We start from the raw sequence: 26,010 nt of genomic DNA on the forward strand, positions 1-26,010 counted from the left end.
CCAGGACCTTGATGCACTGAACTTTCCGGGCACCCGAATTGTCAGCAACATCCAGATTGGTCTGCATCTGGATCATTTGGTTTCTCCCGACGTCCCGGACCGGCGCGGTGAAGAAGGTCGAGAGCGCCTTGCGGATCGGCTGGGCGTCATGGCCCTCGGGCAGGGCGGGGCGCAGCCGCCGGGCCAGCGCGAGGAGCAGCGCGACCTGTTCGGCGGTGGGGGTGGGGTTGACGATCTCGTCGCCGCCCTCGGTCGCCCTGGGCAACAGCGCCGCGGGCAGGTCGAGAAAGGCGAAGGCGTCGGCGATCAGGCTGCCGCCGTCGAAGCGGTCGGGGTCGAATTCGCGGACCTGCACGGCCTCGGGGCCGAAGACCTCGATGAAGCGCTCGATGGCGGGGACGTAGTCGAATTCGGGGCCCTGCGCATAGGTTTCGGCGAGGGTCGCGGGGGCGGCGATGGCCGATCCGGCCTTCACGCGCTGCAGGTAGAGCGAGGTGAAGAGCGCGACATGCGGCCGGACGTAGAACTGGAGCCGGGCCCGATGCGGGCCGAGCCGGTCGAGCGCGGTCTTGAGCCGTTCGGGATCGGCGCCGATCATATGCTCGGAACTGAGCAGCACGCGCCCTTGCGGGGCGGCGTCGAGCGCCGCTTCGAGGGTGCCCCAGGCCTGCGCGCAGGCCTCGGGGGCGGTGGTGAACCCCGCAAGCGCATGATGTCCGTTGCCGCGGCTGCCGAAATTCGGCAGGGCGACCCCGTGCGCGGCCAGATCGGGGGCAAGACGCGCCAGCCTGTGCTGGATCGCCTTGGACCCGGTCTTGTGGATGCCGGCATGGATCTGGATCAGGCGCATGCGGGGTGGTTCCGGTCAGCCCTTGACCGCCTTGACGATCTTCTCGGCCGCGTCGCTGAGGTTGTCGGCGGCGATGACGTTCAGGCCGGAGGCGTTGATGATCTCCTTGCCCTTCTCGACGTTGGTGCCCTCGAGGCGGACGACGAGCGGGACCTGGAGGCCCACTTCCTTGACCGCGGCGACCACGCCTTCGGCGATGATGTCGCAGCGCATGATGCCGCCGAAGATGTTCACCAGGATGCCCTTCACGTTGGCGTCCGAGGTGATGATCTTGAAGGCTTCCGTCACCTTTTCCTTGGTGGCCGAGCCGCCCACGTCGAGGAAGTTGGCGGGTTCCGAGCCGTAGAGCTTGATGATGTCCATCGTCGCCATGGCAAGGCCAGCGCCGTTGACCATGCAGCCGATCTCGCCGTCGAGGGCGATGTAGTTCAGGTCATACTTGGAGGCGGCCAGTTCCTTGGGGTCTTCCTCGGTCTCGTCGCGCAGCGCCGCGATATCGGCATGGCGGTAGACCGCGTTGCCGTCGAAGCCGAGCTTGGCGTCGAGCACCTTGAGCGAGCCCTCGTCGGTGACGATCAGCGGGTTGATCTCGAGCATCTCCATGTCCTTCTCGACGAAGGCTTTGTAGAGAAGGCCCATCAGCGCGACGCATTCCTTGACCTGCTTGCCGGTCAGGCCCAGCGAAAAGGCGATGCGGCGGCCGTGGAAGGGCTGGTAGCCGCTGGCCGGATCGACGGAGAAGGACAGGATCTTTTCGGGGGTCGCGGCGGCGACCTCCTCGATGTCCATGCCGCCCTCGGTCGAGCAGACGAAGGAGACGCGGCTGGTCTGACGATCCACGAGCAGCGCGAGATACAGTTCGCGCTCGATGCCCGAGCCGTCCTCGATGTAGATGCGGTTGACCTGCTTGCCCGCCGGGCCGGTCTGGTGCGTGACCAGCGTGCGGCCGAGCATCTTCTTGGCTTCGTCGGCGGCTTCCTCGACGGATTTGGCGAGGCGCACACCGCCCTTTTCGCCGGCGTCGGCTTCCTTGAAGGAGCCCTTGCCGCGGCCGCCGGCGTGGATCTGCGCCTTCACGACCCAGAGCGGCCCGTCAAGCTCGCCCGCCGCGGTCTTGGCCTCTTCGGCCTTCAGAACCACGCGGCCATCGCTGACCGGTGCGCCGTACTGACGAAGAAGTGCCTTCGCCTGGTATTCATGAATGTTCATGAAACTGTCCCGTCGTTGCTGGTGTTTCACTCGGGATAAGCACAACCCACAGGCGCAATAAAACGGCAATCTGCCGCAGGACAGGGCTTTGGGCCAAAAAAGCGACATTTGTGATCACAGCCAGAAATGCTGTGATCACAAGTTTACGATGATTTCGGTATGCCGTCGTATGCCGCCGCGACTCACCGCGCGGCGCGGTCGGCGATCTGCAGCATCAGCCGGGTGGCTATGGCCATGTCCTGCACGGAAATGTATTCCAGCGGCCCGTGCAGGTTCTGCTGCCCGGTGAAGAGATTGGGGCAAGGCACGCCCATCTCGGTCAGGCGCGAGCCGTCGGTTCCGCCGCGGATTACGTTTTCGACCGGCTCCACCCCGATCTCGCGCAGCGCGTCGCGGGCGAGGTCGACGGGGGTCATGTCATCCTCGAGCCAGTAGCGCATGTTGCGGTATTGCGGCGTGATCTCGACCTCGATCCTCGCGCGCGGCTCGGTGGCGGCGATGGCGGCGGCGACCTGCCGGACAAGGGTGCCCTTGGCCTCGAGCCCGTCGCGCTCGAAATCGCGCAGGATCAGGCGCAGGACCATGCGGTCGGCGCTGCCCTTCATGTCGACGGCATGGATGAACCCCTCGCGGTCGGCGGTGGTTTCGGGCGTCATGGTGGCCTGCGGCAGGGTCTCGACGATGCGGGAGGCGAGGTGGATCGCGTTGACCAGCTTGCCGGTCGCCTCGCCGGGGTGGATCGAGACGCCGGTGACGGTGACGACCGCGAAATCGGCCGAGAAGGTCTCGTAGACGATCTCGCCCAGGTCGCCGCCGTCGAAGGTATAGGCGAAATCGACGCCGAGATCGCGGGGCAGGTCGGCGTGGACGCCGCGGCCGATCTCCTCGTCGGGGGTGAAGGCGATGCGGATCGTCGGGCGCGGCAGGTCGGGGTTGTCCAGAAGGTGCCGGGCTGCGGTCATGATGACGGCGATGCCCGACTTGTCGTCGGCGCCCAGAAGCGTGGTGCCCGAGGCGGTGACGATGTCCTGCCCGATCTTCCGGGCGAGATAGGGGAACTCCTCGGGCGTCAGGACGAGATCGGGGTTGTCGGGAAAGGTGATCGCGCCGCCGTTGTAGCCGCGGATGACACGGGGCTTCACGCCGGTGGCGTTGAACTGCGGCGCGGTGTCGACATGGGCGAGAAAGCCGATGGTCGGGCCGGGCGCGTTGCCGGGGATGGTGGCCAGCACGGTGCCGTAGGGAGTTTTCACCACGTCGGACGCGCCGATCCCGGTCAGCTCGGCCACCATGAGGTCGAGCATCTGGTGCTGGATCGCGGTCGAGGGGCTGCCGGGGCTGTCCATGTCGGACTGGCTGTCGATGGCGGCGTAGCGGACAAGGCGCTGTTCCAGTTCGGCGTCGAAATCGCGCATGGGGGTCTCCGGTTCGGTGTGGCGCGATGAGGCGTCGGGCGCTGCGGGATGTCAACGGGGGGGCGAAAAACTGCAGTTTTTCGGGTTCGTTTTCCTGCAGGAAAACGCCCGCCTCACGCCCGGAACAGGGCCTGCCCGCGGGGCAGGCGGTCGGGTTGACGGGTGGGGGCGAGGCCTGCGACCTCGGCCATGATGTGAAGGGCGCGTTCGGTGACGTGCCAGGGCGGCCTGTCGGGATGCGTGACCACGCCATCGGGTTGGCGGACCGGCCCGGTCTGCCCCTTGGGGGCGAGGAAGACGGTGAAGAGGATCACCCGCGGCGCGGGCCAGCGCGCGGCGATGCGGGCCAGCGCCTGCGCGGTCTGCTCGGGGGGCAGGTGGGTGAAGACGCCCCATGCGATCAGGTAGTCGACATGGGCGGGCAGGCCGGGAAAGGCGAACTCGGCATCCTCGACAAGCTGCCCCTCGGGCAGGCGGTCGGGGTCGGCCAGCTCGGCCTCGCGGCCGCGCAGCATCAGGGCGCGGCTGGCGTCGGTGGCGTGGTACTGGCCGGGGGCGAGGTAGGGCACGGCCTTGCAGCCCAGCCGCAGTGCGCCTGCGCCGATGTCCAGAAGCCGGTGGTGGGCTCGCATCCCGTGGGCCTGCAGGAGCGCCAGTTGCAGGCGGCCGGTTTCCTCCCAGCGGCCGCCGACGATGTCGCGGTGGCGGCCCTCAGCGAGGGCGCGGTCGTAGAAACCGGGAACGAGATAGGGGGAGGGGGGGCGCGTCATGCGATGCGGCGGCCCCGGATGGTCGGGGCCGCCGCGGGTCTCATCAGGCGAGGCTTTCGTCGATCTGCTTGCAGGCGTCGACAAGGCCCTTCACGGCGTTGACCGAGTTGTCGAACATCGCCTGTTCGTCCTTGGTCAGCTTGATCTCGACGATGCGCTCGATGCCGCCCGCGCCGATCACGGTGGGGACGCCGACATACATCTTCTTCAGGCCGAACTCGCCGTCGCAATGGGCGGCGCAGGGCAGGACGCGCTTCTGGTCCTTGAGGTAGGCCTCGGCCATTTCGATGGCCGACGTCGCGGGCGCGTAGAAGGCCGAGCCGGTCTTGAGCAGGCCCACGATTTCCGCGCCGCCGTCACGGGTGCGCTGGACGATGGCGTCGAGCTTCTCCTGCGTGGTCCAGCCCATCTCCACCAGGTCGGGCAGCGGGATGCCCGCGACGGTGGAGTAGCGCACCGAGGGGACCATGGTGTCGCCGTGGCCGCCGAGAACGAAGGCGGTGACGTCCTTCATCGAGACGTCGAATTCCTCGGCGAGGAAGTGGCGGAAGCGGGCGCTGTCGAGCACGCCGGCCATGCCGCAGACCTTGTGCGGGGGCAGGCCCGAGAATTTCTGCAGCGCCCAGACCATCGCGTCGAGCGGGTTGGTGATGCAGATCACGAAGGCGTCGGGCGCGTTGGCGGCGATGCCTTCGCCGACCGATTTCATGACCTTGAGGTTGATGCCCAGAAGGTCGTCGCGGCTCATGCCCGGCTTGCGGGGCACACCGGCGGTGACGATGCAGACATCGGCGCCCGCGATGTCGGCGTAATCGTTCGTGCCCTTGAGCTTGGCGTCGAACTTTTCCGACGGGCCGGACTCGGCGATGTCGAGCGCCTTGCCTTGCGGAACGCCTTCGGCGATGTCGAAGAGCACGACGTCGCCCAGTTCCTTGAGTGCCGCGAGATGCGCGAGCGTGCCGCCGATCTGTCCGGCGCCGATAAGCGCGATCTTGGGTCTGGCCATGAGATTGATCTCCAAGTCCCTCGTTGATATCGGCGCTTGGCCTAGCCTTGCGCGCGCAGCCGCGCAAGCCTGCTGCAACGCGGCGGAAAGCCCCAGTGGCCGGAGGGCAGGGGGCAATGCGCTGAAACCCTTGGGAAAGGAGGGCCCATGCTGGAAGGATGGGTGATCGTGCTGGCCGCGGCGGGGGCGCTGTTGGCGGGCATTTCCAAGGGCGGGTTCGGCGGCTCGCTGGGCTTTGCCAGCTCCGCGATTCTCGCGGTGGTGGTGGAGCCGGGGGTGGCGCTCGCCCTGATGCTGCCGGTGCTGATGGCGATCGACCTGGCCGCGGTGCGGGCCTATTGGGGCCGCTGGCACGCGCCCGGCGCGCGGGCGATCCTGACGGGGGCGGTGCCGGGGCTGGCGATCGGGGCGGCGCTGTTCTTCGTGGTGTCGAGCGATGTGATCCGGGTGCTGATCGGGCTGATCGCGGTGGCCTTTCCGCTGTTCCGGCTGGCCATGGCGCGGGGGCTGATCGCCAACCGGCCCAAGGTCTTCGACCGCCGCAAGGGCTGGCTGGCGGGGATGGGCGTGGGGTTCGCCAGTTTCGTGGCCCATGCGGGCGGGCCGCCCTTCGCGGTGTTCATGCTGGGGCAGGAGGGGGTGGACAAGACGCGCTACCACGCGACATCGGTGATGGTGTTCTGGGTGGTCAACGCGCTGAAGGCGGTGATCTACGCGGTGATCGGGCTTTTCACCTGGCAGACGCTGGGATGGAGCCTTGCGCTGATCCCCTTTGCATTGGTGGGCACCTATGTCGGGGTCTGGGCGCACAAGATCATTCCCGAACGTTTGTTCTTCGCCGTCACCTACACGGCGCTGGCCCTGACGGGCCTCAAGCTGCTGCACGACGGGCTGCTGTGAGCGGCGTCACAGGGGCGCGCCCCGTGGCGCGGGCGGCAGCGTTTCGAAATAGCCGCCCGAGGCGATCAGGCAGGTGGTGCCATCTGCCGAGGTGATGGTGATGGTCCAGCTGCCGGTTTCGTCGGAGGCGAAGACCTCGACGATGCGGTTGCGTGGGGCGAGGCCGATCGAACGGACGCGTTCGCCGTAGCGGTTGCCCAGTTGCGCGACGATCTGGTCGCGCGCGCCGCAGATCATCGTGTGGGTGCCTTGTGCCATGGCGGGGCCTGCCGCGAGAGCGGCCAGAAGCGCGGTTGCCAGTCGAATGTGACCCATGTCGGAGCCTTTCGTGCAGGGCGCGAGGACGGATGGTGACGGCCCCGTGCCGGTCTCGATCCATCCGCGCGCCCGGCACCATCCCGTGAGTCGGCACGTCCTGAGCAGGGTTGCGCCTGAAAGGTTAAAACGGGATGAACCGACACCGAATTCGGCGTTTTATTTCGTTCCGAACGCTCCGCGCGCAATTTTTTTGCTGCGCCGCGGCATCCTGTGCCTTGCATCGCGGCGCGACCTGTGGTCCCTCACGAGGCCAAAGCCGCCGCCATGAAGGACAAGGCCGATGGACCTGCGTGCCCGCCCCTACCGTTCCGTTCTCTATATTCCCGGCTCGCGCGACCGCGCGCTGGAGAAGGCCAAGACCCTGCCGGTCGATGCCATCATCTTCGACCTCGAGGATGCGGTGGCCGCCGATGAAAAGGTCAACGCGCGCGACTTGCTGGCCACGCGGCTGGCCGAAGGCGGCTACGGGGGCCGCGCGCAGATCGTGCGGATCAACGGGATGGACAGCGCCTGGGGCGCGGATGACCTGGCGGCGATTGCCGCCATCGGGCCTGAGGCGATCCTGTTGCCCAAGGTCGCCTCGGCCGCCGATGTCGCGGCGGTTGCCGCGCTTCTGGACGCCATTCCGGCGGCGAAAGACACCGCGATCTGGGCGATGATGGAGACGCCCGAGGGCGTCCTGAACGCCGCCGAGATTGCGGGCGCGCCGCGGATGGCGGGCTTCGTGATGGGCACCAACGACCTGGCCAAGGAGCTGGGCTGCCGCACGCGGGGCGCGATGCACATGGCGTTGCAGCATTGCCTGCTGGCGGCGCGGGCGGCGGGCATCGTCTGCGTCGACGGGGTCTACAACGCCTTCAAGGACGAAGAGGGGCTTGCCGCCGAATGCGCCGAGGGGCGCGATTTCGGCTTTGACGGCAAGACGCTGATCCACCCCGCGCAGGTGGCCATCGCCAACGCGGCCTTTGCGCCCTCGGAAGACGAGATCGCGCTCGCCCGCCGCCAGATCGCCGCCTATGAAGAGGCGATGGCGCAGGGGCAGGGGGTTGCCGTGGTGGACGGCAAGATCGTGGAAAACCTGCATGTGGACACGGCGCGCGCGACGCTCGCCAAGGCAGAGGCAATCGCCGAAAGGGAGGCCGCGTGATGGGTTTCATTCTTCTGATCCTGGGGATCGTGCTGTTCGTGGGGGCGCATTGGTTCAAGCGCCTGTCGCCCGACAGCCGCGCCGCGATGGGCGAGGCCAAGGGCAAGGGCATCATGGCCGTGGTCATGCTGGCCGGTCTGATCCTGCTGATCATCGGCTACCGCAACGCGGGCTTCGTGAATGTCTGGGTGCCGCCCGCCTTCATGACGCATATCGCCAATCTGCTGGTTCTGATCGGCTTCTGGTTCTTCGCCCTCTCCTCGATCCCCGGCACGATGTCGGCGCGGGTGCGGCACAAGCAGCTGACGGGCGTCAAGGCCTGGGCGGTGGGACACCTGCTGGTGAACGGCGATCTCGCCTCGATCCTCCTGTTCGGGTCGATGCTGGCCTGGGCTGTGGTGTCGGTCATCCTGATCAACAAGGCGCAGCCGACATGGGAGCGCCCGGCGAATGCCAGCGTGAAGAACGACGGCATCGCCCTTGTCGTGGCGCTGGTGCTTTATGGCGTGGTGGCTGCGATCCACACCTGGCTGGGTTACTATCCTTTCCCGATGTGAGGGCCTCATGAAGATCTATCGCTTGCTGACCGAGGATGACACCTCGGCCTTCTGCCACAAGGTGTCCGACGCCCTGTCGAAGGGCTGGGCGCTGCATGGCGACCCGGTCATGTCCTTCGATGCCGCGCGCGGCGTGATGCGCTGCGGGCAGGCCGTGGTGAAGGACATCGACGCCCCCTACCACCCCGACATGAAGCTGGGAGAGCAGTGACCATGCCCAAGGATCAGCGCAGCGCGTCCAAGACCAACCCCGGCCGTTTCTTCGAGGATTACAGCGTCGGGCAGGTGATCGAGCATGCGGTGCCGCGCACGGTCTCGGGCGGGGAGCGGGCGCTTTATCACGCGCTCTACCCGGCGCGGCACGCGATCCAGTCCTCGGACGAGTTCGCGCGGGCCTGCGGGCTGCACGAAAGCCCGATGGACGACATGATCACCTTTCATACGGTGTTCGGGAAAACGGTGCCCGATGTCTCGCTGAACGCGGTGGCCAATCTCGGCTATGCCGAGGGGCGGTTCCATCGCCCGGTCTGGCCCGGCGACACGCTGCGGGCGCGGTCCGAGGTGATCGGGCTGAAGCAGAACTCGAGCGGGAAGACCGGCGTCGTCTACGTGCGGACCGAGGGGCACAACCAGCGCGGCGAGCTGGTGCTGGAGTACGTGCGCTGGGTGATGGTGCGCAAGAACGACGTTGAGGCGCCCGCGCCCGAGGCGGTGGTGCCCGAACTGTCGCGCGTCGTCGATCCGGCCACGCTGATCCTGCCCGAGGGGCTGGATTTCTCGGGCTATGACTGCACGCTGGCCGGTGAGCCGCACCGCCTTGGCGATTACGCGGTGGGCGAGGTCATCGACCATGTCGATGGCGTGACCATCGAGGAAGCCGAACACATGATGGCCACGCGGCTGTGGCAGAACACGTCGAAGACGCATTTCGACGTGACCCCGCGCGCCGACCGGCGGCGGCTGATCTACGGCGGGCACGTCATGTCGATGGCGCGCGCGCTGAGTTTCAACGGGCTGGCCAACGCGCAGATGATCGTGGCGATCAACGGCGGCAGCCATGCCAACCCCTGTTTCGCGGGCGACACGCTGCGGGCCTGGTCCGAGGTGCTGGACACCGCCGAGACCGCCGCGCCCGGCGTCGGTGCGATCCGGCTGCGGCTCGTGGCGGTGAACGAGGATCGCCGGGTGGGAGAACTGAAGGATGCGGAGGGCAAATACCTGCCGCATGTGCTGCTCGACCTCGATTACTGGGCGCTGATGCCGCTTTGAACACGGCCCGGCAGGGATATCCCCTGTCGGGCCGGCTTTCGTGATCACACTTTTTGTATCTGTGATCACGAAAGCCGCATCTGCGGCGTTAAGACCCAAGTCACCCCGTGAAATCGTCCGGGCAACCCCGTGACAGGCATGTAAAACTCGCTATTCATTACGGCGACAACCGCCAGACCTTGAACAACCGGAAGGGTCCTTAGCCATGGCCGACGTGAACCGGGGGAACCGGCCGCTTTCCCCGCATCTGCAGATCTACCGTCCGCAGCTCAACTCCATCACCTCGATCTTCGTGCGCATCACCGGCAACGGGCTGATCGTGGGCGCGATCCTTGTCGTGTGGTGGCTGATGGCCGCCGCCAGCGGCGCCGCCTATTTCGAAACGATCGACGGGCTGATCACCTCGGTCCTGGGCGACATCGTGATGTCGCTGTCGGTGCTGGCGCTGTGGTATCACGCGCTGGGCGGCGTGCGGCACCTGGTCTGGGACACGGGCCGCGGCCTCGACGTCGAAACCTCGGACAAGATGGGCTGGGCGATGATCATCGGATCGGTCGCGCTGACCTTCCTGACCCTCATCGCGATCTGACGGAGGATCCCATGGCCTACATGACCGACCGCAAGCGCGTCACGGGTCTCGGCTCGGCCAAGACCGGGACGGAGCATCACTGGACGATGACCGTCACCTCGGTGGCGCTGCTGATCCTGACCCCCTTCTTTCTCGGCATCGTCGGCGGCCTCTTGGGCCAGCCCCATGCCGAGGTGGTGGCCAGCCTGTCGCGCCCGATCCCGGCGCTGATCGTGGCGGCCTACTTGGTGGTGGGGATGCACCACATGCGCCTGGGCATGCAGGTGCTGATCGAGGACTATATCCGCGGGCTTGGCCGCAAGATCGGCCTGATCGCCACGACCATCCTCTGCTACGGGCTTGCCGCGGGCGGTGTCGTGGCGCTGGCGCAGATTGCACTTTGAGGATCCGATGAAAGATACCGTTTCCCCGAGCTATGACCTGAACACCCACAGCTATGACGTCGTCGTCGTCGGCGCCGGCGGTGCCGGCCTGCGCGCGACGCTGGGCATGGCCGAGCAGGGCCTGAAGACGGCCTGCATCTCCAAGGTCTTTCCGACCCGGTCGCACACGGTTGCGGCGCAGGGCGGCATCGCGGCCAGCCTCGGCAACATGGGGCCGGACCATTGGCACTGGCACATGTACGACACCGTGAAGGGGTCGGACTGGCTGGGCGACACGGACGCGATGGAATACCTCGCGCGCGAGGCGCCCAAGGCGGTCTACGAGCTGGAGCATTACGGCGTTCCCTTCTCGCGCACCGAGGACGGCAAGATCTACCAGCGCCCCTTCGGCGGTCACACGACCGAGTTCGGCGAAGGCCCGCCGGTGCAGCGCACCTGCGCCGCCGCCGACCGGACCGGCCACGCAATCCTGCACACGCTCTACGGCCAGTCGCTGAAGCAGAAGGCCGAATTCTACATCGAGTATTTCGCCACCGACCTTCTGATGAACGACGAGGGCGCTTGCGTCGGCGTCGTGGCGTGGAAGCTGGATGACGGCACGATGCACGTGTTCCGCGCCAAGATGGTGGTGCTGGCGACGGGCGGCTATGGCCGCGCCTATTTCAGCGCGACCTCGGCGCATACCTGCACCGGCGACGGCGGCGGCATGGTGGCCCGTCAGGGCCTTCCGCTGCAGGACATGGAGTTCGTGCAGTTCCACCCCACCGGCATCTACGGCGCGGGCTGCCTGATCACCGAGGGCGCGCGCGGCGAGGGCGGATACCTGACCAACTCCGAGGGCGAGCGGTTCATGGAACGCTATGCGCCGACCTACAAGGACCTGGCCAGCCGCGACGTCGTCAGCCGCTGCATGACCATGGAGATCCGCGAGGGTCGCGGCGTGGGCAAGGATGGCGATCACATTCACCTGCACCTCAACCACCTGCCGCCGGAAACGCTGGCGCTGCGCCTGCCGGGCATCAGTGAATCGGCACGCATCTTCGCAGGCGTGGACGTGAACAAGGAACCGATCCCGGTTCTGCCCACGGTCCATTACAACATGGGCGGCATTCCGACGAACTACTGGGGCGAGGTCCTCAACCCGACCGCCGAGAACCCCGACGCGATCGTGCCGGGCCTGATGGCCGTGGGCGAGGCGGGCTGTGCATCGGTGCATGGCGCGAACCGCCTCGGCTCGAACTCGCTGATCGACCTGGTGGTCTTCGGCCGCGCCGCCGCGATCAAGGCGGGCGAGGTGGTGGACCCCGACAGCGCGGTGCCGGATGTGCCCAAGGCCTCGCTCGACATGGCGCTGTCGCGCTTCGACGACATCCGCCACGCCTCGGGCAGCACGCCCACCGCCGAGCTGCGGCTCGAGATGCAGAAGACCATGCAGGCCGACGCCGCCGTCTTCCGCACCGACAAGACGCTGGCCGAGGGTGTCGAGAAGATGAAGGGCGTGGCCTCGAAGCTCGACGATCTGCATGTCACCGACCGGTCGATGATCTGGAACTCGGACCTGATGGAAACCCTCGAGCTGACCAACCTCATGCCGAACGCGATGGCCACCATCGTTTCGGCCGAGGCGCGCAAGGAAAGCCGCGGCGCGCATGCGCACGAGGATTACCCGGACCGCGACGACGCCGAGTGGCGCAAGCATTCGCTGGCGACGGTCGATGGCGCCAGGGTCGAGCTGAGCTATCGCCCGGTGCATCTGAACCCGCTGATCGGTCATAACGAGGGCGGTATCGACCTCGAGAAGATCAAGCCCAAGGCGCGCGTGTATTGATGCGGCTCGCCCTTGCCCTTTTCGTGGTGATGGCCGGTGCGGCCCATGCGCAATCCGGGCGTGAGCGCGCGCATGACATGATCGCGGCCTCGATCGTCGAGGGCGGCTTCGACGCCGCGATCAGCGCGCATGTGGCCGAGTGCTACACCACGCGCATGAGCGAGGAAGAGGTCGCGGCCCTGGTCGCGGCCGAGGGCGACGTGCAGACGCAACAGGCGATCATCGCCAACATGGCCGAGGGCGAAGCCGCCCTTGGCTGCGTCGCGGCGGCGCTGCAATGACCCGGCGCGCGGCCCCTGTGACGGGCTTTATCGCCCTTGGTGCCGCGCTGATCGCGCTTGCGGGCTGTGCGCAAAGCCTGAGCCCCGAGCAGGCCTATGAACGCTGCAGCGAGCGCGCCCGCCTTGCCGTGGCACCGCGCGGCAGCATCGGTCTGGGCGTGGGGTCCGGCGGCCCCTCGGCCAGCCTTGGCGTGACGATCACGAGCGATTTTATCCAGGGGCGCGACCCCTATCTCGTCTATGACACCTGTTTCCGCGAGTTCACCGGTTCGGGGCCCACGCGGCCCCTGATCCTGTGAACCCCGACCAGACCCGGAGGACATGATCCATGGTTGAACTGGCCCTTCCCAAGAACTCCCGTATCCGCACGGGCAAGACCTGGCCCAAGCCCGAAGGCGCGACCAACCTGCGCAAGTTCCAGATCTACCGCTGGAACCCCGATGACGGCGAGAACCCGCGCGTCGACACCTACTGGGTCGACATGGACACCTGCGGCCCGATGATCCTGGACGCGCTGATCAAGATCAAGAACGAGATCGACCCGACCCTGACCTTCCGCCGCTCCTGCCGCGAGGGGATCTGCGGCTCCTGCGCGATGAACATCGACGGGATCAACACGCTGGCCTGCATCTACGGCATGGACGAGGTGAAGGGCGACGTGAAGATCTACCCCTTGCCGCACATGCCGGTGGTCAAGGACCTGATCCCGGACCTGACGCATTTCTACGCGCAGCATGAAAGCATCATGCCCTGGCTCGAGACCAAGACCTCGTCGCCCGAGCATGAATGGCGCCAATCGGTCGAGGACCGCGAGAAGCTCGACGGGCTTTACGAATGCGTGATGTGCGCCTGCTGCTCGACCTCCTGCCCGAGCTACTGGTGGAACGGGGACCGTTACCTCGGGCCGGCGGCGCTGCTGCATGCCTATCGCTGGATCATCGACAGCCGGGACGAGGCGACGGGCGAGCGGCTGGACGACTTGGAAGATCCGTTCAAGCTGTATCGCTGCCACACGATCATGAACTGCGCCAAGACCTGCCCCAAGGGGCTGAACCCGGCCAAGGCGATTTCCGAGATCAAGAAGATGATGGTCGAACGGCGGCTGTGAGCGGCCCGAATTTTCGTACGAAAATTCGTATATGCGATTATTCGTACGAATAATCGCAGAAGCCCCGCCCGGAACCGGGCGGGGCTTTTTCGTCAGCTGCGCAGCATTCCCACGATGTCGTATGTCTGCTGAAGGATCGGCACCGTGATCTCGCGCGCCCGCTCGGCCCCGCGGCCGAGGATGCGGTCGATCTCGGCGGGGTCGGCCATGAGCCGCGACATCTCGGTCGAGATCGGGGCGAGCTTGTCGACGGCCAGATCGGCCAGCGCCATCTTGAAATGCCCGAAAAGCGCGCCCGCGTGCTGATCCAGCACCGCCTGCGGCGTGATGTCGGCCAGCGCGGCGAAGATGTTCACGAGGTTGCGCGCGTCGGGCCGCCCCTCCAGCCCCGCCACGGCCTCGGGCAGCGGCTCGGGGTCGGTCTTGGCCTTGCGGATCTTCTTCGCAATGGCGTCGGCATCGTCGGTCAGGTTGATGCGCGTCTTGTCCGAGGGGTCGGACTTGGACATCTTCTTCGTCCCGTCCTGAAGGTTCATCACGCGGGTCGCGGCCCCCTCGATCACCGGCTCGGTGACGGGGAAGAACTCGACGCCGTAGTCATGGTTGAACTTGGCCGCGATGTCGCGCGTCAGTTCGAGGTGCTGTTTCTGGTCCTCGCCCACGGGCACATGCGTGGCGTGGTAGACGAGGATGTCGGCGGCCATCAGCGCGGGATAGGCGAAGAGGCCTAGCGAGGCGGCTTCGGCGTTCTTGCCGGCCTTGTCCTTCCACTGGGTCATGCGGCCCATCCAGCCCATGCGCGCGACGCAGTTGAAGATCCAGGCCAGTTGCGCGTGCTCGGGCACCTGGGACTGGTTGAAGAGGATGGATTTTTCGGGGTCGATCCCCGCCGCGATGAAACCTGCGCAGAGTTCGCGCGTGTTGTGCCGCAACTCGTCTGCCGGAACCAGGCGCGCGGTGATCGCGTGCAGGTCGACCATGCAGTAGATGGTTTCGAAACTGCCTTCGTCCTGCATCGTGACGAAGCGTTTCATCGCGCCGAGATAATTGCCCAGCGTCAGCCCGCCCGAGGGCTGGATGCCCGAGAACACGCGGGGGGTGAACTGCGTCTCTGTCATGCTGGTCCCTCGGCCTTGTCGCGCGCCCGCCCCTCTGGCCAAGCGCCGCCGCATCGCTTACCCACGGGGGCAAATGGCGTCAACCGAAGGCCGTGCGCATGGAGAACCACAACGTCTCGCCCTTCAACGCGCTGCCGCCCGTGGTGGTGGCCCTTTCGGTCGTGATCTTCGGGCTGGAACTGATGTTCCAGGCGGCGACGGCGGGCTTGCTCGGCGGGCAGGGCGGTGTCGGCTGGCGGCTCGACGCGATCCGCGACTACGGCATCTTTGACGAGGTCGCGCGCTTCATGTGGCAAAACGGGATCTACCCGCCCGAGGAGCTGTTGCGCCTTGTCACCTATCCGCTGATCCACACGGGCTTTGTCCACGCGGGGTTCGTCGTGGTCTTCGTGCTGGCCATCGGCAAGATGGTGGCCGAGGTGTTTTCGCCGCTGGCCTTCGTGGCGCTGTTCCTCGGGTCGTCCATCGTGGGGGCGCTGGGCTTCGTGGGCCTGATGGACAGCCCCTATCCGCTGGTGGGCGGCTATCCGGGGGTTTACGGGCTGATCGGGGCCTTCACCTTCATGATGTGGACCGAGGCGACGGTGCGCGGCTCCAGCCGCTACCGCGCCTTTGGCCTGATCGGGGCGCTTCTGGCGATCCAGGTGCTGTTCGGCCTGATCAACGGCGAGTTCGGCAGCGTTGTGGCCGACCTGTCGGGCTTTGCCGCCGGGTTCCTGATGTCCTTCGTCCTCAGCCCCGGCGGGTGGCGGCGGGTGCTTGATCGGATGCGGTCGCGTTAGAGCGGGTCGCGTTCATTCGTATTCACGCGCACCGCTCCGACGGTTTGATTTCGCATGTTCGAGGCGCGCAAAACCGGTCCCACTTTTGCGCAACATGCTTTAACGACGGCGCAGCGCGCTGCGGAATTCGGAGATGCGGAAGGCGCCGACCGCCTGACCGGCAATGCCGTAGGTCACGATGCCCAGCGTCACGAGCAGCGCGAGGGTGGGGTAGCGCCAGCCCGGTGTTCCCAGAAGCGGGATCAGCAGCGTCGAGAGGATGACCAGCACGACCCCCATCAGCAGCGACGCCAGCACGATGCGCCCGACGCGCGCGCGGTAGCGGTCGTCGAAGGTGGCGACCGTGCCCATGCCGCGCTTGCCGCGCAGCAGCAGCCAGACCATCGTCCAGGCCGCGACACTGGTCGCCAGCGCCGCGCCGACGAAGCCGATGGCAAAGGCCAGCCCGATGGCGACCACTGCGTTCACCACCATGGCGACGAGGGCGTAGCGGAAGGGGCTGCGCGTATCCTCGCGCGCGAAGTAGAGCGGTTGCAGCACCTTTTGCAGCACGAAGGCCGGAAGGCCGAGCCCGTAGGCCGCCAGCGCCAGTGCGGTCTGGACCGTGTCGTCGGCGGTGAAGGCGCCGCGTTCGAAGAGCACCGACACGAGCGGCGTCGGGATGACGCAAAGCGCCACGGCGGCGGGCACGGTGAGGGCAAGGCTGATCTCGCCCGCGCGGCTGAGGGCGTGGCGCCCGCCCGCCTCGTCGCCCGCGCCAAGGCGGCGCGACAGGTCCGGCAGAAGCACGATGCCGATGGCGATGCCGACGACGCCCAGCGGCAGCTGGTAGAGCCGGTCGGCGAGGCTGAGCCAGACGATCGCGCCATCGAAGAAACTGGCGACCTGTCGCCCGACCAGCAGGTTGATCTGGACAACTCCGCCCGCCAGCATCGCGGGCAGCATGATGACGGCAAGCCGCCGCATGTCCGGCGTCAGCCGGGGCATGCGCGGCAGGAGCCGGAAGCCGCTGCGCGCCGCCGCGATCCAGACCAGCGCCAGCTGCGCGACGCCCGCGATCAGCGTGCCCCAGACCAGCAAGGTTCCGTGATGCAGCCCGGTCAGGTCATCACCGGGCAGGGCCGACGCGATGTCGATGCCGGCCCCGCTCAGAAGCCCGCTTTCCCCCAGCACCAGCGCCGCGATCAGCACGAGGTTCAGCAGGATCGGCGCGGCGGCCGCGGCTGCGAAGCGCCCCGTCGCGTTCAACAGCCCCGACAGGAGCGCGGCGAGCGAGATGAACAGGATGTAGCCGAAGGCCACGCGCCCGAAATCCACCGCAAGCTCGAAGCGCACGTCGCCCGCGAAGCCGCCCGCCATGGCCAGCACCAGCCACGGCATCGCCAGTTGCGCGACAAGCGTCAATGCGATCAGCACCGTGGCCAGCCCCGCGAAAGCGTCGCGCGCGAAGCCGAGCGGGTCGTCGCCCGCCTCGAGCTTTTTCGAGAACATCGGCACGAAGGCGGTGTTGAACGCCCCTTCGGCGAAGAAGCGGCGGAACATGTTGGGCAGCGAGAAGGCGACGAAGAAGGCCTCCGACACGGGGCCCGCGCCCATGTAGGCCGCGATCAGGATGTCGCGCACGAAGCCGAGCAGGCGGCTTCCCAGCGTCCAGACGCCCACGGTGATGAAGCCCGAGATCAGGCGGATCGGGCGGGCCGTGGCGCTCATGTCAGGCGCCCGCCCGCTCGGCCACGCGTGCGATGGCGTCGCGCAGCTTGCGTTCGAGGCTTTCCTGCCGCGACTTTGTATAGAGCTTCAGGCCGAACATGTCCTTGACGTAGAAGGTATCGACCACCTGCGCGCCGTAGGTCGCAATGACCGCCGACGAGATGTAGATGTTCGAGGCCGCCAGCGTCTTGGTCAGATCGTAGAGCAGGCCGGGACGGTCGCGGGTGTCGACCTCGATGATCGTGTAGATCTCGGAGCCTTCGTTGTCGAAGGTGATGTTGGTGGGCACCTTGAAGGGGCGCTCGCGCTTCTTGATCTTCTCGCGCCCTTCCAGCTCGCGCGAGGCGATGACCTCGCCCTTCAGGGTCTTGTCGATCATGTTGCGCAGGCGCGGCAGGCGGCGGGCCTCGTAGGGGTTGCCCTCGGCGTCCTGCACCCAGAACACGGCGGTGGCGAAGCCGTCCTTGGAGGTGTAGGTCCGCGCGTCCACGACATTCGCGCCGACAAGGCTGAGGGCACCGGCAAGGCGGCTGAAGATGCCGGGGTGATCGTTCAGGGCGAAACAGACGCGGGTCGCGTCGCGGTCCTCGTCCTCGCGGGTGTCGATGCGGATCTCGTCGGCGCCGATGTCGCGCAGCATCTCGGCGAAGGTGACCTGCGTCGCAAGGTCGAGACCCTGCCAGTAGGGGCCGTAGTGGCGGTCCATCTCGGCCTTGAGATCGGGTTTCGGCCAGCCCTCCAGCGCAGTGCGCAGGGCCTTTTTCGCCTCGCCCTCGAGCTTGTCGCGGTTGAGATCCTCGAGCCCGGTGTCGAGCGCGGTCGCCGTGGCGCGGTAAAGCCCGCGCAGCAGCGTCGCCTTCCAGTTGTTCCAGGTGTTCGGCCCGACCCCGCGGATGTCGCAGACCGTCAGCACGGTCAGCAGTTCCAGCCGCTCGCGCGTCTTCACCGCCTTGGCGAAGTCGCGCACCGTGCGCGGGTCGGCGATGTCGCGCTTCTGCGCCATGTCGGACATCAGCAGGTGGTAGCGCACCAGCCATTCCACCGTGTCGGCCTCGGCGGGCTTCAGCCCCAGCCGCGGCGCGACGCTGCGGGCGATGCGCGCGCCGACGATCGAGTGATCCTCTTTCCGGCCCTTGCCGATGTCGTGCAGCAGGCTGGCGATGAACAGAACCTTGCGGTTCACCCCGCGTTTCAGGATGCCCGAGGCGACCGGCAGCTCTTCCTCCAGCTCCTCGCGCTCGATCTGGGCCAGGGTCGAGATCACCTGGATCGTGTGCTCGTCCACCGTGTAGCTGTGATACATGTTGAACTGCATCATGGCGACGATGGGCGCGAACTCGGGCAGGAAGGCCGCAAGCACGCCCAGCTCGTTCATCCTTCTCAGCGCGCGTTCCGGGTTGCCGTGCTTGAGCATGAGGTCGAGGAAGATGCCTACCGCCTCGGGGTCGCGGCGCATCTCGTCGTCGATCTTGCCCAGGTTGGCCGAGACCGCCCGCATCGCGTCGGGATGGATCAGGTAGCCGGTGCGCAGCGCCTCTTCGAAGAGCCGCAGGATGTTGAGCTTGTCGGCGAAAAACGCCGTCTCGTCGGCGGGGGTGATGCGGTTCTGCTTGAGCGCGTAGCCGCGCTTCAGCCGCTTCTTGCGCGACCGGCCCAGCAGGAAGCCGAGGATCGCGGGCTCCTGCTTGACGTGGCGGGCCTCCAGCTCGGTCAGGAAGATCCGGGTCAGCTCGCCCACGCGGGTGGCGTGGCGGAAGTAGTCCTGCATGAAATGCTCGACCGCGCGCCGCCCCGAGTGGTCGGTGTAGCCCAGCCGCTCTGCGACCGCGACCTGGTTGTCGAAGGTCAGCTGGTCCTGCGCGCGCCCCGCGATCAGGTGCAGGTGGCAGCGCACGGCCCAGAGAAACCGCTCGGCCGCGTCGAAGGCGGCGAACTCGTCGGGCAGGAACACCCCGAGGTTCACCAGCTCGGCCGCGGTGCGCACGCCGTGCTCGTACTTGGCGATCCAGTAGAGGGTCTGCAGGTCGCGCAGGCCCCCCTTGCCCTCCTTCACGTTGGGTTCGAGCACGTAACGCTGGCCGCCCTGCTTCTTGTGCCGGGTCGAGCGTTCCTCGAGCTTGGCCTCGATGAACTCGCCCACCGTGCCGCGGAACAGCTGTTCGCGCAGCGCGGTCTTGAGCTCGAGGCCGATGCTCTCCTCGCCCGCGAGGTAGCGCATCTCCAGCAGGCTGGTGCGGATCGTCACGTCCTGTTTGCCGAGCCTGAGGCACTCTTTCACCGTGCGGCTCGCGTGGCCGACCTTCATGTGAAGATCCCACAGCATGTAGAGGCTCGATTCGATGACGCTTTCGATATGCGGGGTCAGCTTCCAGGGCGTCACGAACAGCAGGTCGACATCCGAGAACGGGGCCATCTCGCCCCGGCCGTAGCCGCCCACGGCCAGGACCGCGACGCGCTCGGTCTCGCTCGGCATGTCGTTGCGGTGCAGATGCGACCGGGCCACGTGCAGCACCCCGCGCACCAGCCCGTCGGTCAGGTGGGTATAGGCGCGCGTGATGCGCCGCGCGGTCAGCGGCCGCGCCTCGATGCTGCGCTCGATCGCGTGGCGTCCGGCGATCTGCGCCTCCTGCAGGATCTGGGTGGCGACGCGGCGGATCTCGGCCGGGTCGCCCAGGCCCGCGACCGCCGCGTCAAGGGCTGCGCAGAGCGCCGCCTCGTCCATGATCTGCTCTGCCGGCGCGATCAGTTCGCCCGGTTCCGAGGGGGTGGGGGGAAGCGTCGGGTTCCGGTCAGAAACCGAAACCGCCAAGGCGTCTTGGGGCGGGGTCAATCACGGCCACCTGGTTGTCTATCACTTGAGTGATGGCCATCGCGCGCTGGTTTGTGCCATCTCCGAGAAGTCGGAATACCCCGTTCGCCCCCTGGAAACCAGAGCTTGCGGTCAGGTCCGCCACGCCAAGCCGCCCGACGGTCGCCGCGGTTTCGCCCGCCGCCCGGATCGCGTCGTAGCCGAGCGCGCCCAGGATATGCGGCGCGGCGCCATAGGCGGCCTCGTAGCGCGCGTTGAAATCGGCGGTGGCCTGCGGATCGGGGACCGCGAACCACCCGCCCTGCAGCCCGGACAGTTCCAGCGTCTGCGGCGGCGTGTCCCAGCGGGTCAGGCCCATCACCCGCACGCCCTCGATGTCGAGCCCGTTTTCCGGCAGCAGCTGCGCGAAGAAGGGCAGGGCGCCCGCGCTGTCGGCGGTCAGCATAAGCCCGTTCGCCCCGGTGTCGCGCACGGCCGAGACGATCTGCGGCACGGTGTTGATCACACCGGTCTGCGAGAACTCGTAAGGCACGGTGGCGACCACCGTCGCCCCGGCCGTCGGGGCGGCGCGCATCACCGCGTCACGGGCGACCTGGCCGGCGAGGTTCTGGGCATGGGCCAGCACGATGCGGTTTCGTCCCTGTGCCGCGGCATAGGAAACGACGCGCGCCGCGGTGTTCTGGAAGGTGTGGCCCAGCACGAAGACATTGCCGCCCGCGATCTCGGTGTTGTTGGAGAAGCTCAGCACCGGCACGTTGGTGTTCGCAACCGCGACGCCCACGGCCGCCGCGGCATCCGACCGGAGCGGGCCGACGATGACATCCGCACCGGCCTGGACCGCCTGCCGGGCGACGGCCGCGGCCTGCGCCGATTGGCCCGCGGTGTCGTAGACCGTGATCTCGACCGTCACGCCCGACACCTCGGAGGCGGCGAGGCGCGCCGCGTTCTCGAGGCTGCGGGCGATCGTGGCGTCCCCGCCTTGGGTGGAGGTGACGGGCAGCAGCATCGCCACCTGCACCGTCTGTCCGCCGATCCGGGGGGCGGTGCCGCCCGGCACGCTGACCTGGCAGGCCGCGACCAAGGCAGCGACGAGCACAACACCCAGAAACCGCAAGGGGTTGCGGATCGAACGCGAAACCGAAAACATGGAACTTAAACCTCCGTAGGGCCCTGCCTGTCCTGTCGGAGCTAGGCTAAGGCCTAAGGCACGGCAAGTAAACGATGCCAACACCCGCGGGGCCTTCATGGGCGAGACACCACTTATGACAGACAAGATGCACACCGCCCAAGGCCGCGCGCGCGAAAGCGCCCTCGCACCGGGCCTCTACCTCGTGGCCACCCCGATCGGTGCGGCGCGGGACATCACCCTGCGGGCGCTGGACATCCTGGCCAGCGCCGATGTGCTGGCCGCCGAGGACACGCGCACCCTGCGGCACCTGATGGAAATTCACGGCATCAAGCCGGGCGACAGGCCGCTCTGGGCCTACCATGACCACAATGGTGCGGCAGTGCGCCCGCGCATCCTCGAGGCGCTCGCGCAGGGGCGCAGCGTCGCCTATTGCTCGGAGGCCGGGACACCGGTGGTGGCCGACCCCGGCTACCAGCTGGCGCGCGCGGCGATCGAGGCGGGGGCCACGGTGACAGGCGCGCCGGGTCCCTCGGCGGCGATCCTCGCGCTCAGCCTGTCGGGATTGCCGTCGGACCGGTTCCTCTTCGCGGGCTTTCCCCCGGCCCAGGCCGGGGCAAGGGCGCGCTGGCTCGACGAGATCGGCGCGGTCGAGGCCACGCTGATCCTCTACGAAAGCCCGAAACGCATTCAGCGCCTGTTAACCGAGCTGTGCGAAAGATGGAGCGAGGGGCGGAAAGCTGCGCTATGCAGGGAATTGACGAAACGGTTCGAAGAGGTGCGGCGCGGCACGCTGGGCACATTGCGCGACGGGCTTGCCGATGCGCCGGTCAAGGGCGAAATCGTGCTGGTGGTCGGCCATCCGGTCTCGGTCGCGCCATCGCAGGCGGATGTCGACGGCGCACTGGTCGCGGCGCTCGGGCGGCTGCGTGTCAAGGAGGCCGCCGCCGAAGTGGCCGAGGCGCTGGGCCTGCCCCGGCGGGAGGTCTACCAACGCGCGCTTGCGCTGAAACGGGAAGATGACGGATGAGTGGACTGATCTCGCATCTCAAGGGGCGCGCCGCGGAAGAGCGGGTGCTCAGGGCCTACCAGGGGGCCGGGCACAGGTTGGTCTGTCGCCGCTGGCGGGGGCCCGTGGGCGAAATCGACCTGGTGTTCGAAAAGGGCGGTGAGGTCGTCTTCGTCGAGGTGAAGTCGTCGAAAAGTTTCGCGGCGGCCGCGGCCCATCTGACCCGGCGCCAGATCGCCCGACTGCTGGCCAGTGCCGAGGCGGCGCTGGGGTTCTTTCCCAAGGGGTCGCTGACGCCGATGCGCTTCGATGTCGCGCTGGTCGACGGCAGCGGCCGGATCGACGTGATCCCCAACGCCCTGCAGGCCGCATAAGCACGCAGGCTTGCGCCCGCCTGTCGGTCGCGCCAAACAAGGCGCGACGCAACAGGCGGGAGCGAGCCGATGAAGGTCGCCTTTCAGATGGACCCGATCGGGTCGGTGAACATCAACGCGGACAGCAGTTTCCGCCTCGCCGAGGAGGCGCAGGCGCGCGGTCACGAGCTCTGGGTCTACACGCCCGACCACCTGAGCTACCGCGAGGGCCGGATCATGGCCGTGGCGCAGCCCGTGACGGTGCAGCGCGTGCAGGGCGATCACGCCCGTCTGGGCGACCCGGTCGATCTGGACCTTGCCGATGTCGATGTCGTCTGGCTGCGGCAGGACCCGCCCTTCGACATGGGCTACATCACGACGACGCATCTGCTGGACCGGCTGAAGGGGCGTACGCTTGTCGTGAACGACCCGTTCTGGGTCCGCAACTCGCCCGAGAAGTTGTTGGTGCTCGATTTCCCCGAGCTCACGCCGCCCACCACCATCGCGCGCGACCTCTCGGTCCTGCGCGCCTTCAAGCAGAAACATGGCGACATCATCCTCAAGCCGCTCTACGGCAACGGCGGCGCGGGGGTCTTCCGCCTGCCGGAAAGCGACCGCAACCTCAATTCGCTGCACGAGCTGTTCACCGGCATGAACCGCGAGCCGCTGATCGCCCAGAAGTTCCTGCCGGACGTCGCCGCGGGCGACAAGCGCGTGATCCTCGTCGATGGCGAACCGGTGGGCGCGATCAACCGGGTGCCGGCCGAGGGCGAGACGCGGTCCAACATGCATGTGGGCGGGCGCGCCGAGAAGGTCGGCCTGACCGAGCGCGAGCGCGAGATCTGCGCGGCCATCGGCCCGCGCCTGCGCGAGATGGGGCAGGTCTTCGTCGGCATCGACGTGATCGGCGGCTGGCTGACCGAGATCAACGTGACCTCGCCGACCGGCATCCAGGAGCTGGAGCGGTTCGACGGGATCAACGTGGCGGAAAAGATCTGGGAGGCGATCGAGGCGAAGCTTTGACTCCACCGTCGCGGGACCGCGACACGGAAAGCCCGTCGCGGGACCGCGACCGAAGGGTTCGGCCTCTGTGCCGGCCTGCGGTCCGGGGCTGCGGAAAACTGCAGTTTTCCGCGCCGGAAACCTCGAGGTTTCCGATTCCCTACCCGGACTTCGTGCCGATCAGCCGATAGCCGAGCGCCTCGGCCACATGGGGCTGCGCGACGGTCTCGTCGCCGTCGAGGTCGGCGATGGTCCGCGCCAGCCGCAGGATGCGATGATAGCCGCGCGCGGTCAGCTTGAACCGGTCGGCGGCTTTCAGAAGAAACGCCTTGCCGGCCTCGTCCGGTGTGGCGATCTCGTCGAGCAACGCCCCTTCGGCATCGGCATTCACCCGCGCAGCCGAGCCGAGCGCGGCGAAACGCGCGGCCTGAACCTCGCGCGCGGCGCGCACGCGGGCGGCGATGTCGGTGCTCTTCTCGCCATTGGCGGGCAGGTCCAGATCGGCATAGGCCACCGGCGGCACCTCCAGCCGCAGGTCGAACCGGTCCATCAGCGGGCCCGAGATGCGGCCCATGTAATCCTCGCCGCAGAGCGGCGCACGGCCGCACGTCTGACCTGCATCATAAAGCTGCCCGCAGCGGCAGGGGTTGGCGGCGGCGATCAGCAGGAACCGGCAGGGATAGGTGACATGGGCATTGGCGCGGGCGACGACCACGTCGCCGGTCTCGATCGGCTGGCGCAGGGTTTCCAGCACGGCGCGCGGGTATTCCGGGAACTCGTCGAGGAAGAGCACCCCGTTGTGCGCCAGGCTGATCTCGCCCGGTTTCGCGCCACGCCCGCCACCCACGATGGCCGCCATGGAGGCCGTGTGATGCGGCGCGCGATAGGGGCGCGTGCGCGAGATGCCGCCTTCGTCGAGCAGCCCCGCAAGCGAGTGGATCATCGAGGTTTCCAGCGCCTCGGGTGCCGAAAGCGGTGGCAGGATGCCCGGCACACGGGCGGCCAGCATCGACTTGCCCGAGCCGGGGCTGCCGACCATCAGCAGGTGATGGCGGCCCGCCGCGGCGATCTCGATGGCGCGTTTCGCGCGCTCCTGTCCGCGGACCTCGGAGAGGCATTTGAGATGCGCCTCCTCGCGCACCTCGCCCGGTCGGGCCGGGTCGAGCGGGTGGCGGTCGGTCAGATGCGCGATCAGGGCGGCCAGCGTCGGCGCGGCGAAGACGGGTGTAGCTCCGACCCATGCGGCCTCGGCCCCGCAGCCTTGCGGGCAATAAAGCACGCGCCCGTCCTCGCCCGCGGCAAGCGCGGTGGGCAATGCGCCGATGACGGCGACCAGCGTGCCGTCGAGTGACAGCTCGCCAAGCGCCATGGCGCTTTCCACCCTGTCTCGCGGCACGATGTCGAGGGCTGCCAGAAGCGCCAGCGCGATGGGCAGGTCGAAATGCGAGCCTTCCTTGGGCAGGTCGGCGGGCGACAGGTTCACGGTGATCCGTTTGGAGGGCAGCGCGATGGCCATGGCCGAAAGCGCGGTGCGCACCCGCTCGCGTGCCTCGGACACGGCCTTGTCGGGCAGGCCCACCACCGCGAAGGCGGGCACGCCGGGGGTGACGGCGCATTGCACCTCGACCCGCCGTGCCTCGAGCCCCTCGAAGGCGACGGTGTGGATGCGGGCGAGGTTTTCGGGGCGCATGGCGTCGAACATGGTTAACGCCTACGCGAGAGGCGTTAGCAAATCGTAAACGCCGGGGGCGGTTACGCCTCGGGCGCGGCCATCGGAAAGGGACGGCGCGGCAAGCCCATCTCGTAGGTCGGTTGCTCTGGGCCTTCCACCTCGCCCATCGCGCGCCAGCGGCGCAGCGGGGCGTGGGCGAGATGTGCCGCGACATAGGCGCGGGCCCGGTCCGAGACGGGCAGGGCGTAGCCCGCGATGCGCATGGCCACCGGCGCGAAGAAGGCATCGGCGAGCGTGTAGTCGCCGAACAGGAACGGGCCGTCCGAGCGGTCGAGCGCGGCGGTCCAGAGCGCCTCGATCCGGGCGAGGTCGGCCAGGACGGCCTCGGGGGGGACAAAGCCCTCCCATGCGGTGCGCAGGTTCATCGGGCAGGCACCGCGCAGGGCGGTGAAGCCGGAATGCATCTCGGCGATCATGGACTGCGCCATGGCGCGGTCCACCGGATCCGCGGGCAAAAGGCCACGGTCGGGAAAGGCCTCGGCCAGGTGCCAGCCGATGGCGAGACTGTCGCGCAAGAGCCCGCCGTCGGGCGTCTTCAGCGCGGGCACGGTCCGCACCAACGGCGCGAAGCGCGCCATGTCCGTGGCGAAGGTGGGGCGGTAGAGGATCGTGGCCTCGACGCTCACCGGGATGTCGAAGACGGCAAAGGGCAGCCAGCCGCGCAAGGACCAGCTGGAATAGGAGCGATCACCGATGAGAAGCGTATAGGTCATGCGCAGAGCAGCGCAGATGCCCATGA

General features: G+C 67.7%; 27 protein-coding genes. 15 read left to right on the forward strand and 12 right to left on the reverse strand.

All coding sequences use genetic code 11. The features are described 5' to 3' along the window. The 5 genes from QQK83_RS05110 to mdh form a co-directional block, all read right to left on the reverse strand. Positions 1 to 76 (reverse strand): uL14 family ribosomal protein (locus tag QQK83_RS05110; protein ID WP_284262429.1); only part of this gene is annotated, 76 nt, incomplete at its 3' end. 789 nt (positions 77 to 865) lie between these two features. Then, a complete protein-coding gene (gene sucC / locus QQK83_RS05115; protein ID WP_284262326.1) occupies positions 866 to 2,059 on the reverse strand; it encodes an ADP-forming succinate--CoA ligase subunit beta in 1,194 nt (397 codons plus the stop codon). A 182-nt stretch (positions 2,060 to 2,241) separates the two neighbouring features. After that, a complete protein-coding gene (pepT, locus tag QQK83_RS05120) occupies positions 2,242 to 3,474 on the reverse strand; it encodes a peptidase T (RefSeq protein WP_284262327.1) in 1,233 nt (410 codons plus the stop codon). A 113-nt stretch (positions 3,475 to 3,587) separates the two neighbouring features. After that, on the reverse strand, positions 3,588 to 4,244 hold the full coding sequence (locus tag QQK83_RS05125) for a class I SAM-dependent methyltransferase (protein ID WP_284262329.1): 657 nt from the start codon (positions 4,242 to 4,244) through the stop codon (positions 3,588 to 3,590). A 43-nt stretch (positions 4,245 to 4,287) separates the two neighbouring features. Continuing rightward, a complete protein-coding gene (gene mdh, locus QQK83_RS05130; protein WP_284262330.1) occupies positions 4,288 to 5,250 on the reverse strand; it encodes a malate dehydrogenase in 963 nt (320 codons plus the stop codon). Between the two features lie 147 nt (positions 5,251 to 5,397). Between mdh and QQK83_RS05135 the strand changes: the two genes are divergently transcribed. Next, positions 5,398 to 6,150, forward strand: coding sequence for a sulfite exporter TauE/SafE family protein (locus QQK83_RS05135; RefSeq protein WP_284262331.1), 753 nt, complete (start codon positions 5,398 to 5,400; stop codon positions 6,148 to 6,150). Between the two features lie 6 nt (positions 6,151 to 6,156). Here QQK83_RS05135 and QQK83_RS05140 read toward each other — a convergent pair whose 3' ends face one another. After that, positions 6,157 to 6,465: a hypothetical protein gene (locus QQK83_RS05140; protein ID WP_284262332.1), complete on the reverse strand. Its 309-nt coding sequence runs from the start codon at positions 6,463 to 6,465 to the stop codon at positions 6,157 to 6,159. A gap of 283 nt (positions 6,466 to 6,748) precedes the next feature. Here QQK83_RS05140 and QQK83_RS05145 point away from each other — a divergent pair, with 283 nt between their 5' ends. From QQK83_RS05145 to QQK83_RS05190, 10 genes are all read left to right on the forward strand, one after another. Beyond that, positions 6,749 to 7,615, forward strand: coding sequence for an HpcH/HpaI aldolase/citrate lyase family protein (locus QQK83_RS05145; RefSeq protein WP_284262333.1), 867 nt, complete (start codon positions 6,749 to 6,751; stop codon positions 7,613 to 7,615). After that, a complete protein-coding gene (locus tag QQK83_RS05150; protein ID WP_284262334.1) occupies positions 7,615 to 8,172 on the forward strand; it encodes an NnrU family protein in 558 nt (185 codons plus the stop codon). The genes QQK83_RS05145 and QQK83_RS05150 overlap by 1 nt, the downstream gene beginning before the upstream one ends. Positions 8,173 to 8,179: 7 nt before the next feature. Further along, entirely contained in the window at positions 8,180 to 8,383 is a 204-nt protein-coding gene (locus QQK83_RS05155) for a DUF1737 domain-containing protein (protein ID WP_284262335.1), read from the forward strand. Between the two features lie 2 nt (positions 8,384 to 8,385). Then, the gene (locus QQK83_RS05160; protein ID WP_284262336.1) at positions 8,386 to 9,441 is read left to right on the forward strand and encodes a MaoC family dehydratase; all 1,056 of its coding nucleotides are present in this window, start codon (positions 8,386 to 8,388) and stop codon (positions 9,439 to 9,441) included. 205 nt (positions 9,442 to 9,646) lie between these two features. Beyond that, positions 9,647 to 10,030, forward strand: a complete 384-nt coding sequence (gene sdhC / locus QQK83_RS05165) for a succinate dehydrogenase, cytochrome b556 subunit (RefSeq protein WP_284262338.1) — start codon at positions 9,647 to 9,649, stop codon at positions 10,028 to 10,030. A gap of 11 nt (positions 10,031 to 10,041) precedes the next feature. Beyond that, on the forward strand, positions 10,042 to 10,413 hold the full coding sequence (sdhD, locus tag QQK83_RS05170) for a succinate dehydrogenase, hydrophobic membrane anchor protein (protein ID WP_284262340.1): 372 nt from the start codon (positions 10,042 to 10,044) through the stop codon (positions 10,411 to 10,413). Between the two features lie 7 nt (positions 10,414 to 10,420). Further along, complete coding sequence (gene sdhA, locus QQK83_RS05175) at positions 10,421 to 12,241, forward strand: succinate dehydrogenase flavoprotein subunit (protein ID WP_284262341.1); 1,821 nt, start codon at positions 10,421 to 10,423, stop codon at positions 12,239 to 12,241. Further along, entirely contained in the window at positions 12,241 to 12,522 is a 282-nt protein-coding gene (locus QQK83_RS05180; RefSeq protein ID WP_284262342.1) for a hypothetical protein, read from the forward strand. Before sdhA ends, QQK83_RS05180 begins: the two co-directional genes overlap by 1 nt. Further along, entirely contained in the window at positions 12,519 to 12,821 is a 303-nt protein-coding gene (locus QQK83_RS05185; protein ID WP_284262343.1) for a hypothetical protein, read from the forward strand. Before QQK83_RS05180 ends, QQK83_RS05185 begins: the two co-directional genes overlap by 4 nt. A gap of 29 nt (positions 12,822 to 12,850) precedes the next feature. Next, on the forward strand, positions 12,851 to 13,630 hold the full coding sequence (locus tag QQK83_RS05190) for a succinate dehydrogenase iron-sulfur subunit (RefSeq protein WP_284262344.1): 780 nt from the start codon (positions 12,851 to 12,853) through the stop codon (positions 13,628 to 13,630). Between the two features lie 92 nt (positions 13,631 to 13,722). Here the strand turns inward: QQK83_RS05190 and trpS are convergent, their stop codons facing one another. Next, positions 13,723 to 14,748, reverse strand: coding sequence for a tryptophan--tRNA ligase (trpS, locus tag QQK83_RS05195; protein WP_284262346.1), 1,026 nt, complete (start codon positions 14,746 to 14,748; stop codon positions 13,723 to 13,725). Positions 14,749 to 14,846: 98 nt separating this feature from the next. On the opposite strand from trpS, the gene QQK83_RS05200 reads away from it, so the two are divergent. Further along, positions 14,847 to 15,530 (forward strand): rhomboid family intramembrane serine protease, encoded by a 684-nt coding sequence (locus tag QQK83_RS05200; RefSeq protein WP_284262347.1) that lies wholly within the window; start codon positions 14,847 to 14,849, stop codon positions 15,528 to 15,530. Positions 15,531 to 15,629: 99 nt separating this feature from the next. On the opposite strand, the gene murJ is transcribed toward QQK83_RS05200, so the two are convergent. From murJ to QQK83_RS05215, 3 genes are read right to left on the reverse strand one after another with little or no spacing between them, the layout of a single operon-like run. After that, complete coding sequence (murJ, locus tag QQK83_RS05205) at positions 15,630 to 17,240, reverse strand: murein biosynthesis integral membrane protein MurJ (protein WP_284262348.1); 1,611 nt, start codon at positions 17,238 to 17,240, stop codon at positions 15,630 to 15,632. Between the two features lies 1 nt (position 17,241). Continuing rightward, positions 17,242 to 20,070, reverse strand: coding sequence for a [protein-PII] uridylyltransferase (locus tag QQK83_RS05210; protein ID WP_417750333.1), 2,829 nt, complete (start codon positions 20,068 to 20,070; stop codon positions 17,242 to 17,244). After that, positions 20,030 to 21,196 carry a penicillin-binding protein activator gene (locus tag QQK83_RS05215; protein ID WP_284262349.1) on the reverse strand — a complete coding sequence of 389 codons (1,167 nt, stop codon included), beginning with the start codon at positions 21,194 to 21,196 and terminating at the stop codon, positions 20,030 to 20,032. The genes QQK83_RS05210 and QQK83_RS05215 overlap by 41 nt, the downstream gene beginning before the upstream one ends. 115 nt (positions 21,197 to 21,311) lie before the next feature. Here QQK83_RS05215 and rsmI point away from each other — a divergent pair, with 115 nt between their 5' ends. The 3 genes from rsmI (at position 21,312) to gshB (ending at position 23,560) form a co-directional block, all read left to right on the forward strand. Then, positions 21,312 to 22,205, forward strand: a complete 894-nt coding sequence (rsmI, locus tag QQK83_RS05220; protein ID WP_284262350.1) for a 16S rRNA (cytidine(1402)-2'-O)-methyltransferase — start codon at positions 21,312 to 21,314, stop codon at positions 22,203 to 22,205. After that, the gene (locus tag QQK83_RS05225; protein ID WP_284262352.1) at positions 22,202 to 22,558 is read left to right on the forward strand and encodes a YraN family protein; all 357 of its coding nucleotides are present in this window, start codon (positions 22,202 to 22,204) and stop codon (positions 22,556 to 22,558) included. Before rsmI ends, QQK83_RS05225 begins: the two co-directional genes overlap by 4 nt. Positions 22,559 to 22,627: 69 nt before the next feature. Beyond that, positions 22,628 to 23,560 (forward strand): glutathione synthase, encoded by a 933-nt coding sequence (gene gshB, locus QQK83_RS05230; protein WP_284262353.1) that lies wholly within the window; start codon positions 22,628 to 22,630, stop codon positions 23,558 to 23,560. Positions 23,561 to 23,699: 139 nt separating this feature from the next. On the opposite strand, the gene QQK83_RS05235 is transcribed toward gshB, so the two are convergent. Together QQK83_RS05235 and QQK83_RS05240 are read right to left on the reverse strand one after the other, a co-directional pair. Beyond that, positions 23,700 to 25,241, reverse strand: coding sequence for a YifB family Mg chelatase-like AAA ATPase (locus QQK83_RS05235; protein ID WP_284262354.1), 1,542 nt, complete (start codon positions 25,239 to 25,241; stop codon positions 23,700 to 23,702). Positions 25,242 to 25,291: 50 nt separating this feature from the next. After that, positions 25,292 to 25,984 (reverse strand): glutathione S-transferase, encoded by a 693-nt coding sequence (locus QQK83_RS05240; RefSeq protein ID WP_284262355.1) that lies wholly within the window; start codon positions 25,982 to 25,984, stop codon positions 25,292 to 25,294. Positions 25,985 to 26,010 lie beyond the last annotated feature (26 nt).

It is taken from the genome of Roseicyclus amphidinii (genome assembly GCF_030163755.1).
In the GTDB taxonomy this organism is placed as follows: Bacteria; Pseudomonadota; Alphaproteobacteria; order Rhodobacterales; family Rhodobacteraceae; genus Roseicyclus; species Roseicyclus amphidinii.

Excerpts from the sequence above, each read along its gene's own strand:
- sucC (WP_284262326.1), bottom strand. The coding sequence starts at position 2,059 with ATGAACATTCATGAATACCAGGCGAAGGCACTTCTTCGTCAGTACGGC.
- pepT (WP_284262327.1), bottom strand. The coding sequence starts at position 3,474 with ATGCGCGATTTCGACGCCGAACTGGAACAGCGCCTTGTCCGCTACGCC.
- QQK83_RS05125 (WP_284262329.1), bottom strand. The coding sequence starts at position 4,244 with ATGACGCGCCCCCCCTCCCCCTATCTCGTTCCCGGTTTCTACGACCGC.
- mdh (WP_284262330.1), bottom strand. The coding sequence starts at position 5,250 with ATGGCCAGACCCAAGATCGCGCTTATCGGCGCCGGACAGATCGGCGGC.
- QQK83_RS05135 (WP_284262331.1), top strand. The coding sequence starts at position 5,398 with ATGCTGGAAGGATGGGTGATCGTGCTGGCCGCGGCGGGGGCGCTGTTG.
- QQK83_RS05140 (WP_284262332.1), bottom strand. The coding sequence starts at position 6,465 with ATGGGTCACATTCGACTGGCAACCGCGCTTCTGGCCGCTCTCGCGGCA.
- QQK83_RS05145 (WP_284262333.1), top strand. The coding sequence starts at position 6,749 with ATGGACCTGCGTGCCCGCCCCTACCGTTCCGTTCTCTATATTCCCGGC.
- QQK83_RS05150 (WP_284262334.1), top strand. The coding sequence starts at position 7,615 with ATGGGTTTCATTCTTCTGATCCTGGGGATCGTGCTGTTCGTGGGGGCG.
- QQK83_RS05155 (WP_284262335.1), top strand. The coding sequence starts at position 8,180 with ATGAAGATCTATCGCTTGCTGACCGAGGATGACACCTCGGCCTTCTGC.
- QQK83_RS05160 (WP_284262336.1), top strand. The coding sequence starts at position 8,386 with ATGCCCAAGGATCAGCGCAGCGCGTCCAAGACCAACCCCGGCCGTTTC.
- sdhC (WP_284262338.1), top strand. The coding sequence starts at position 9,647 with ATGGCCGACGTGAACCGGGGGAACCGGCCGCTTTCCCCGCATCTGCAG.
- sdhD (WP_284262340.1), top strand. The coding sequence starts at position 10,042 with ATGGCCTACATGACCGACCGCAAGCGCGTCACGGGTCTCGGCTCGGCC.
- sdhA (WP_284262341.1), top strand. The coding sequence starts at position 10,421 with ATGAAAGATACCGTTTCCCCGAGCTATGACCTGAACACCCACAGCTAT.
- QQK83_RS05180 (WP_284262342.1), top strand. The coding sequence starts at position 12,241 with ATGCGGCTCGCCCTTGCCCTTTTCGTGGTGATGGCCGGTGCGGCCCAT.
- QQK83_RS05185 (WP_284262343.1), top strand. The coding sequence starts at position 12,519 with ATGACCCGGCGCGCGGCCCCTGTGACGGGCTTTATCGCCCTTGGTGCC.
- QQK83_RS05190 (WP_284262344.1), top strand. The coding sequence starts at position 12,851 with ATGGTTGAACTGGCCCTTCCCAAGAACTCCCGTATCCGCACGGGCAAG.
- trpS (WP_284262346.1), bottom strand. The coding sequence starts at position 14,748 with ATGACAGAGACGCAGTTCACCCCCCGCGTGTTCTCGGGCATCCAGCCC.
- QQK83_RS05200 (WP_284262347.1), top strand. The coding sequence starts at position 14,847 with ATGGAGAACCACAACGTCTCGCCCTTCAACGCGCTGCCGCCCGTGGTG.
- murJ (WP_284262348.1), bottom strand. The coding sequence starts at position 17,240 with ATGAGCGCCACGGCCCGCCCGATCCGCCTGATCTCGGGCTTCATCACC.
- QQK83_RS05215 (WP_284262349.1), bottom strand. The coding sequence starts at position 21,196 with ATGTTTTCGGTTTCGCGTTCGATCCGCAACCCCTTGCGGTTTCTGGGT.
- rsmI (WP_284262350.1), top strand. The coding sequence starts at position 21,312 with ATGACAGACAAGATGCACACCGCCCAAGGCCGCGCGCGCGAAAGCGCC.
- QQK83_RS05225 (WP_284262352.1), top strand. The coding sequence starts at position 22,202 with ATGAGTGGACTGATCTCGCATCTCAAGGGGCGCGCCGCGGAAGAGCGG.
- gshB (WP_284262353.1), top strand. The coding sequence starts at position 22,628 with ATGAAGGTCGCCTTTCAGATGGACCCGATCGGGTCGGTGAACATCAAC.
- QQK83_RS05235 (WP_284262354.1), bottom strand. The coding sequence starts at position 25,241 with ATGTTCGACGCCATGCGCCCCGAAAACCTCGCCCGCATCCACACCGTC.
- QQK83_RS05240 (WP_284262355.1), bottom strand. The coding sequence starts at position 25,984 with ATGACCTATACGCTTCTCATCGGTGATCGCTCCTATTCCAGCTGGTCC.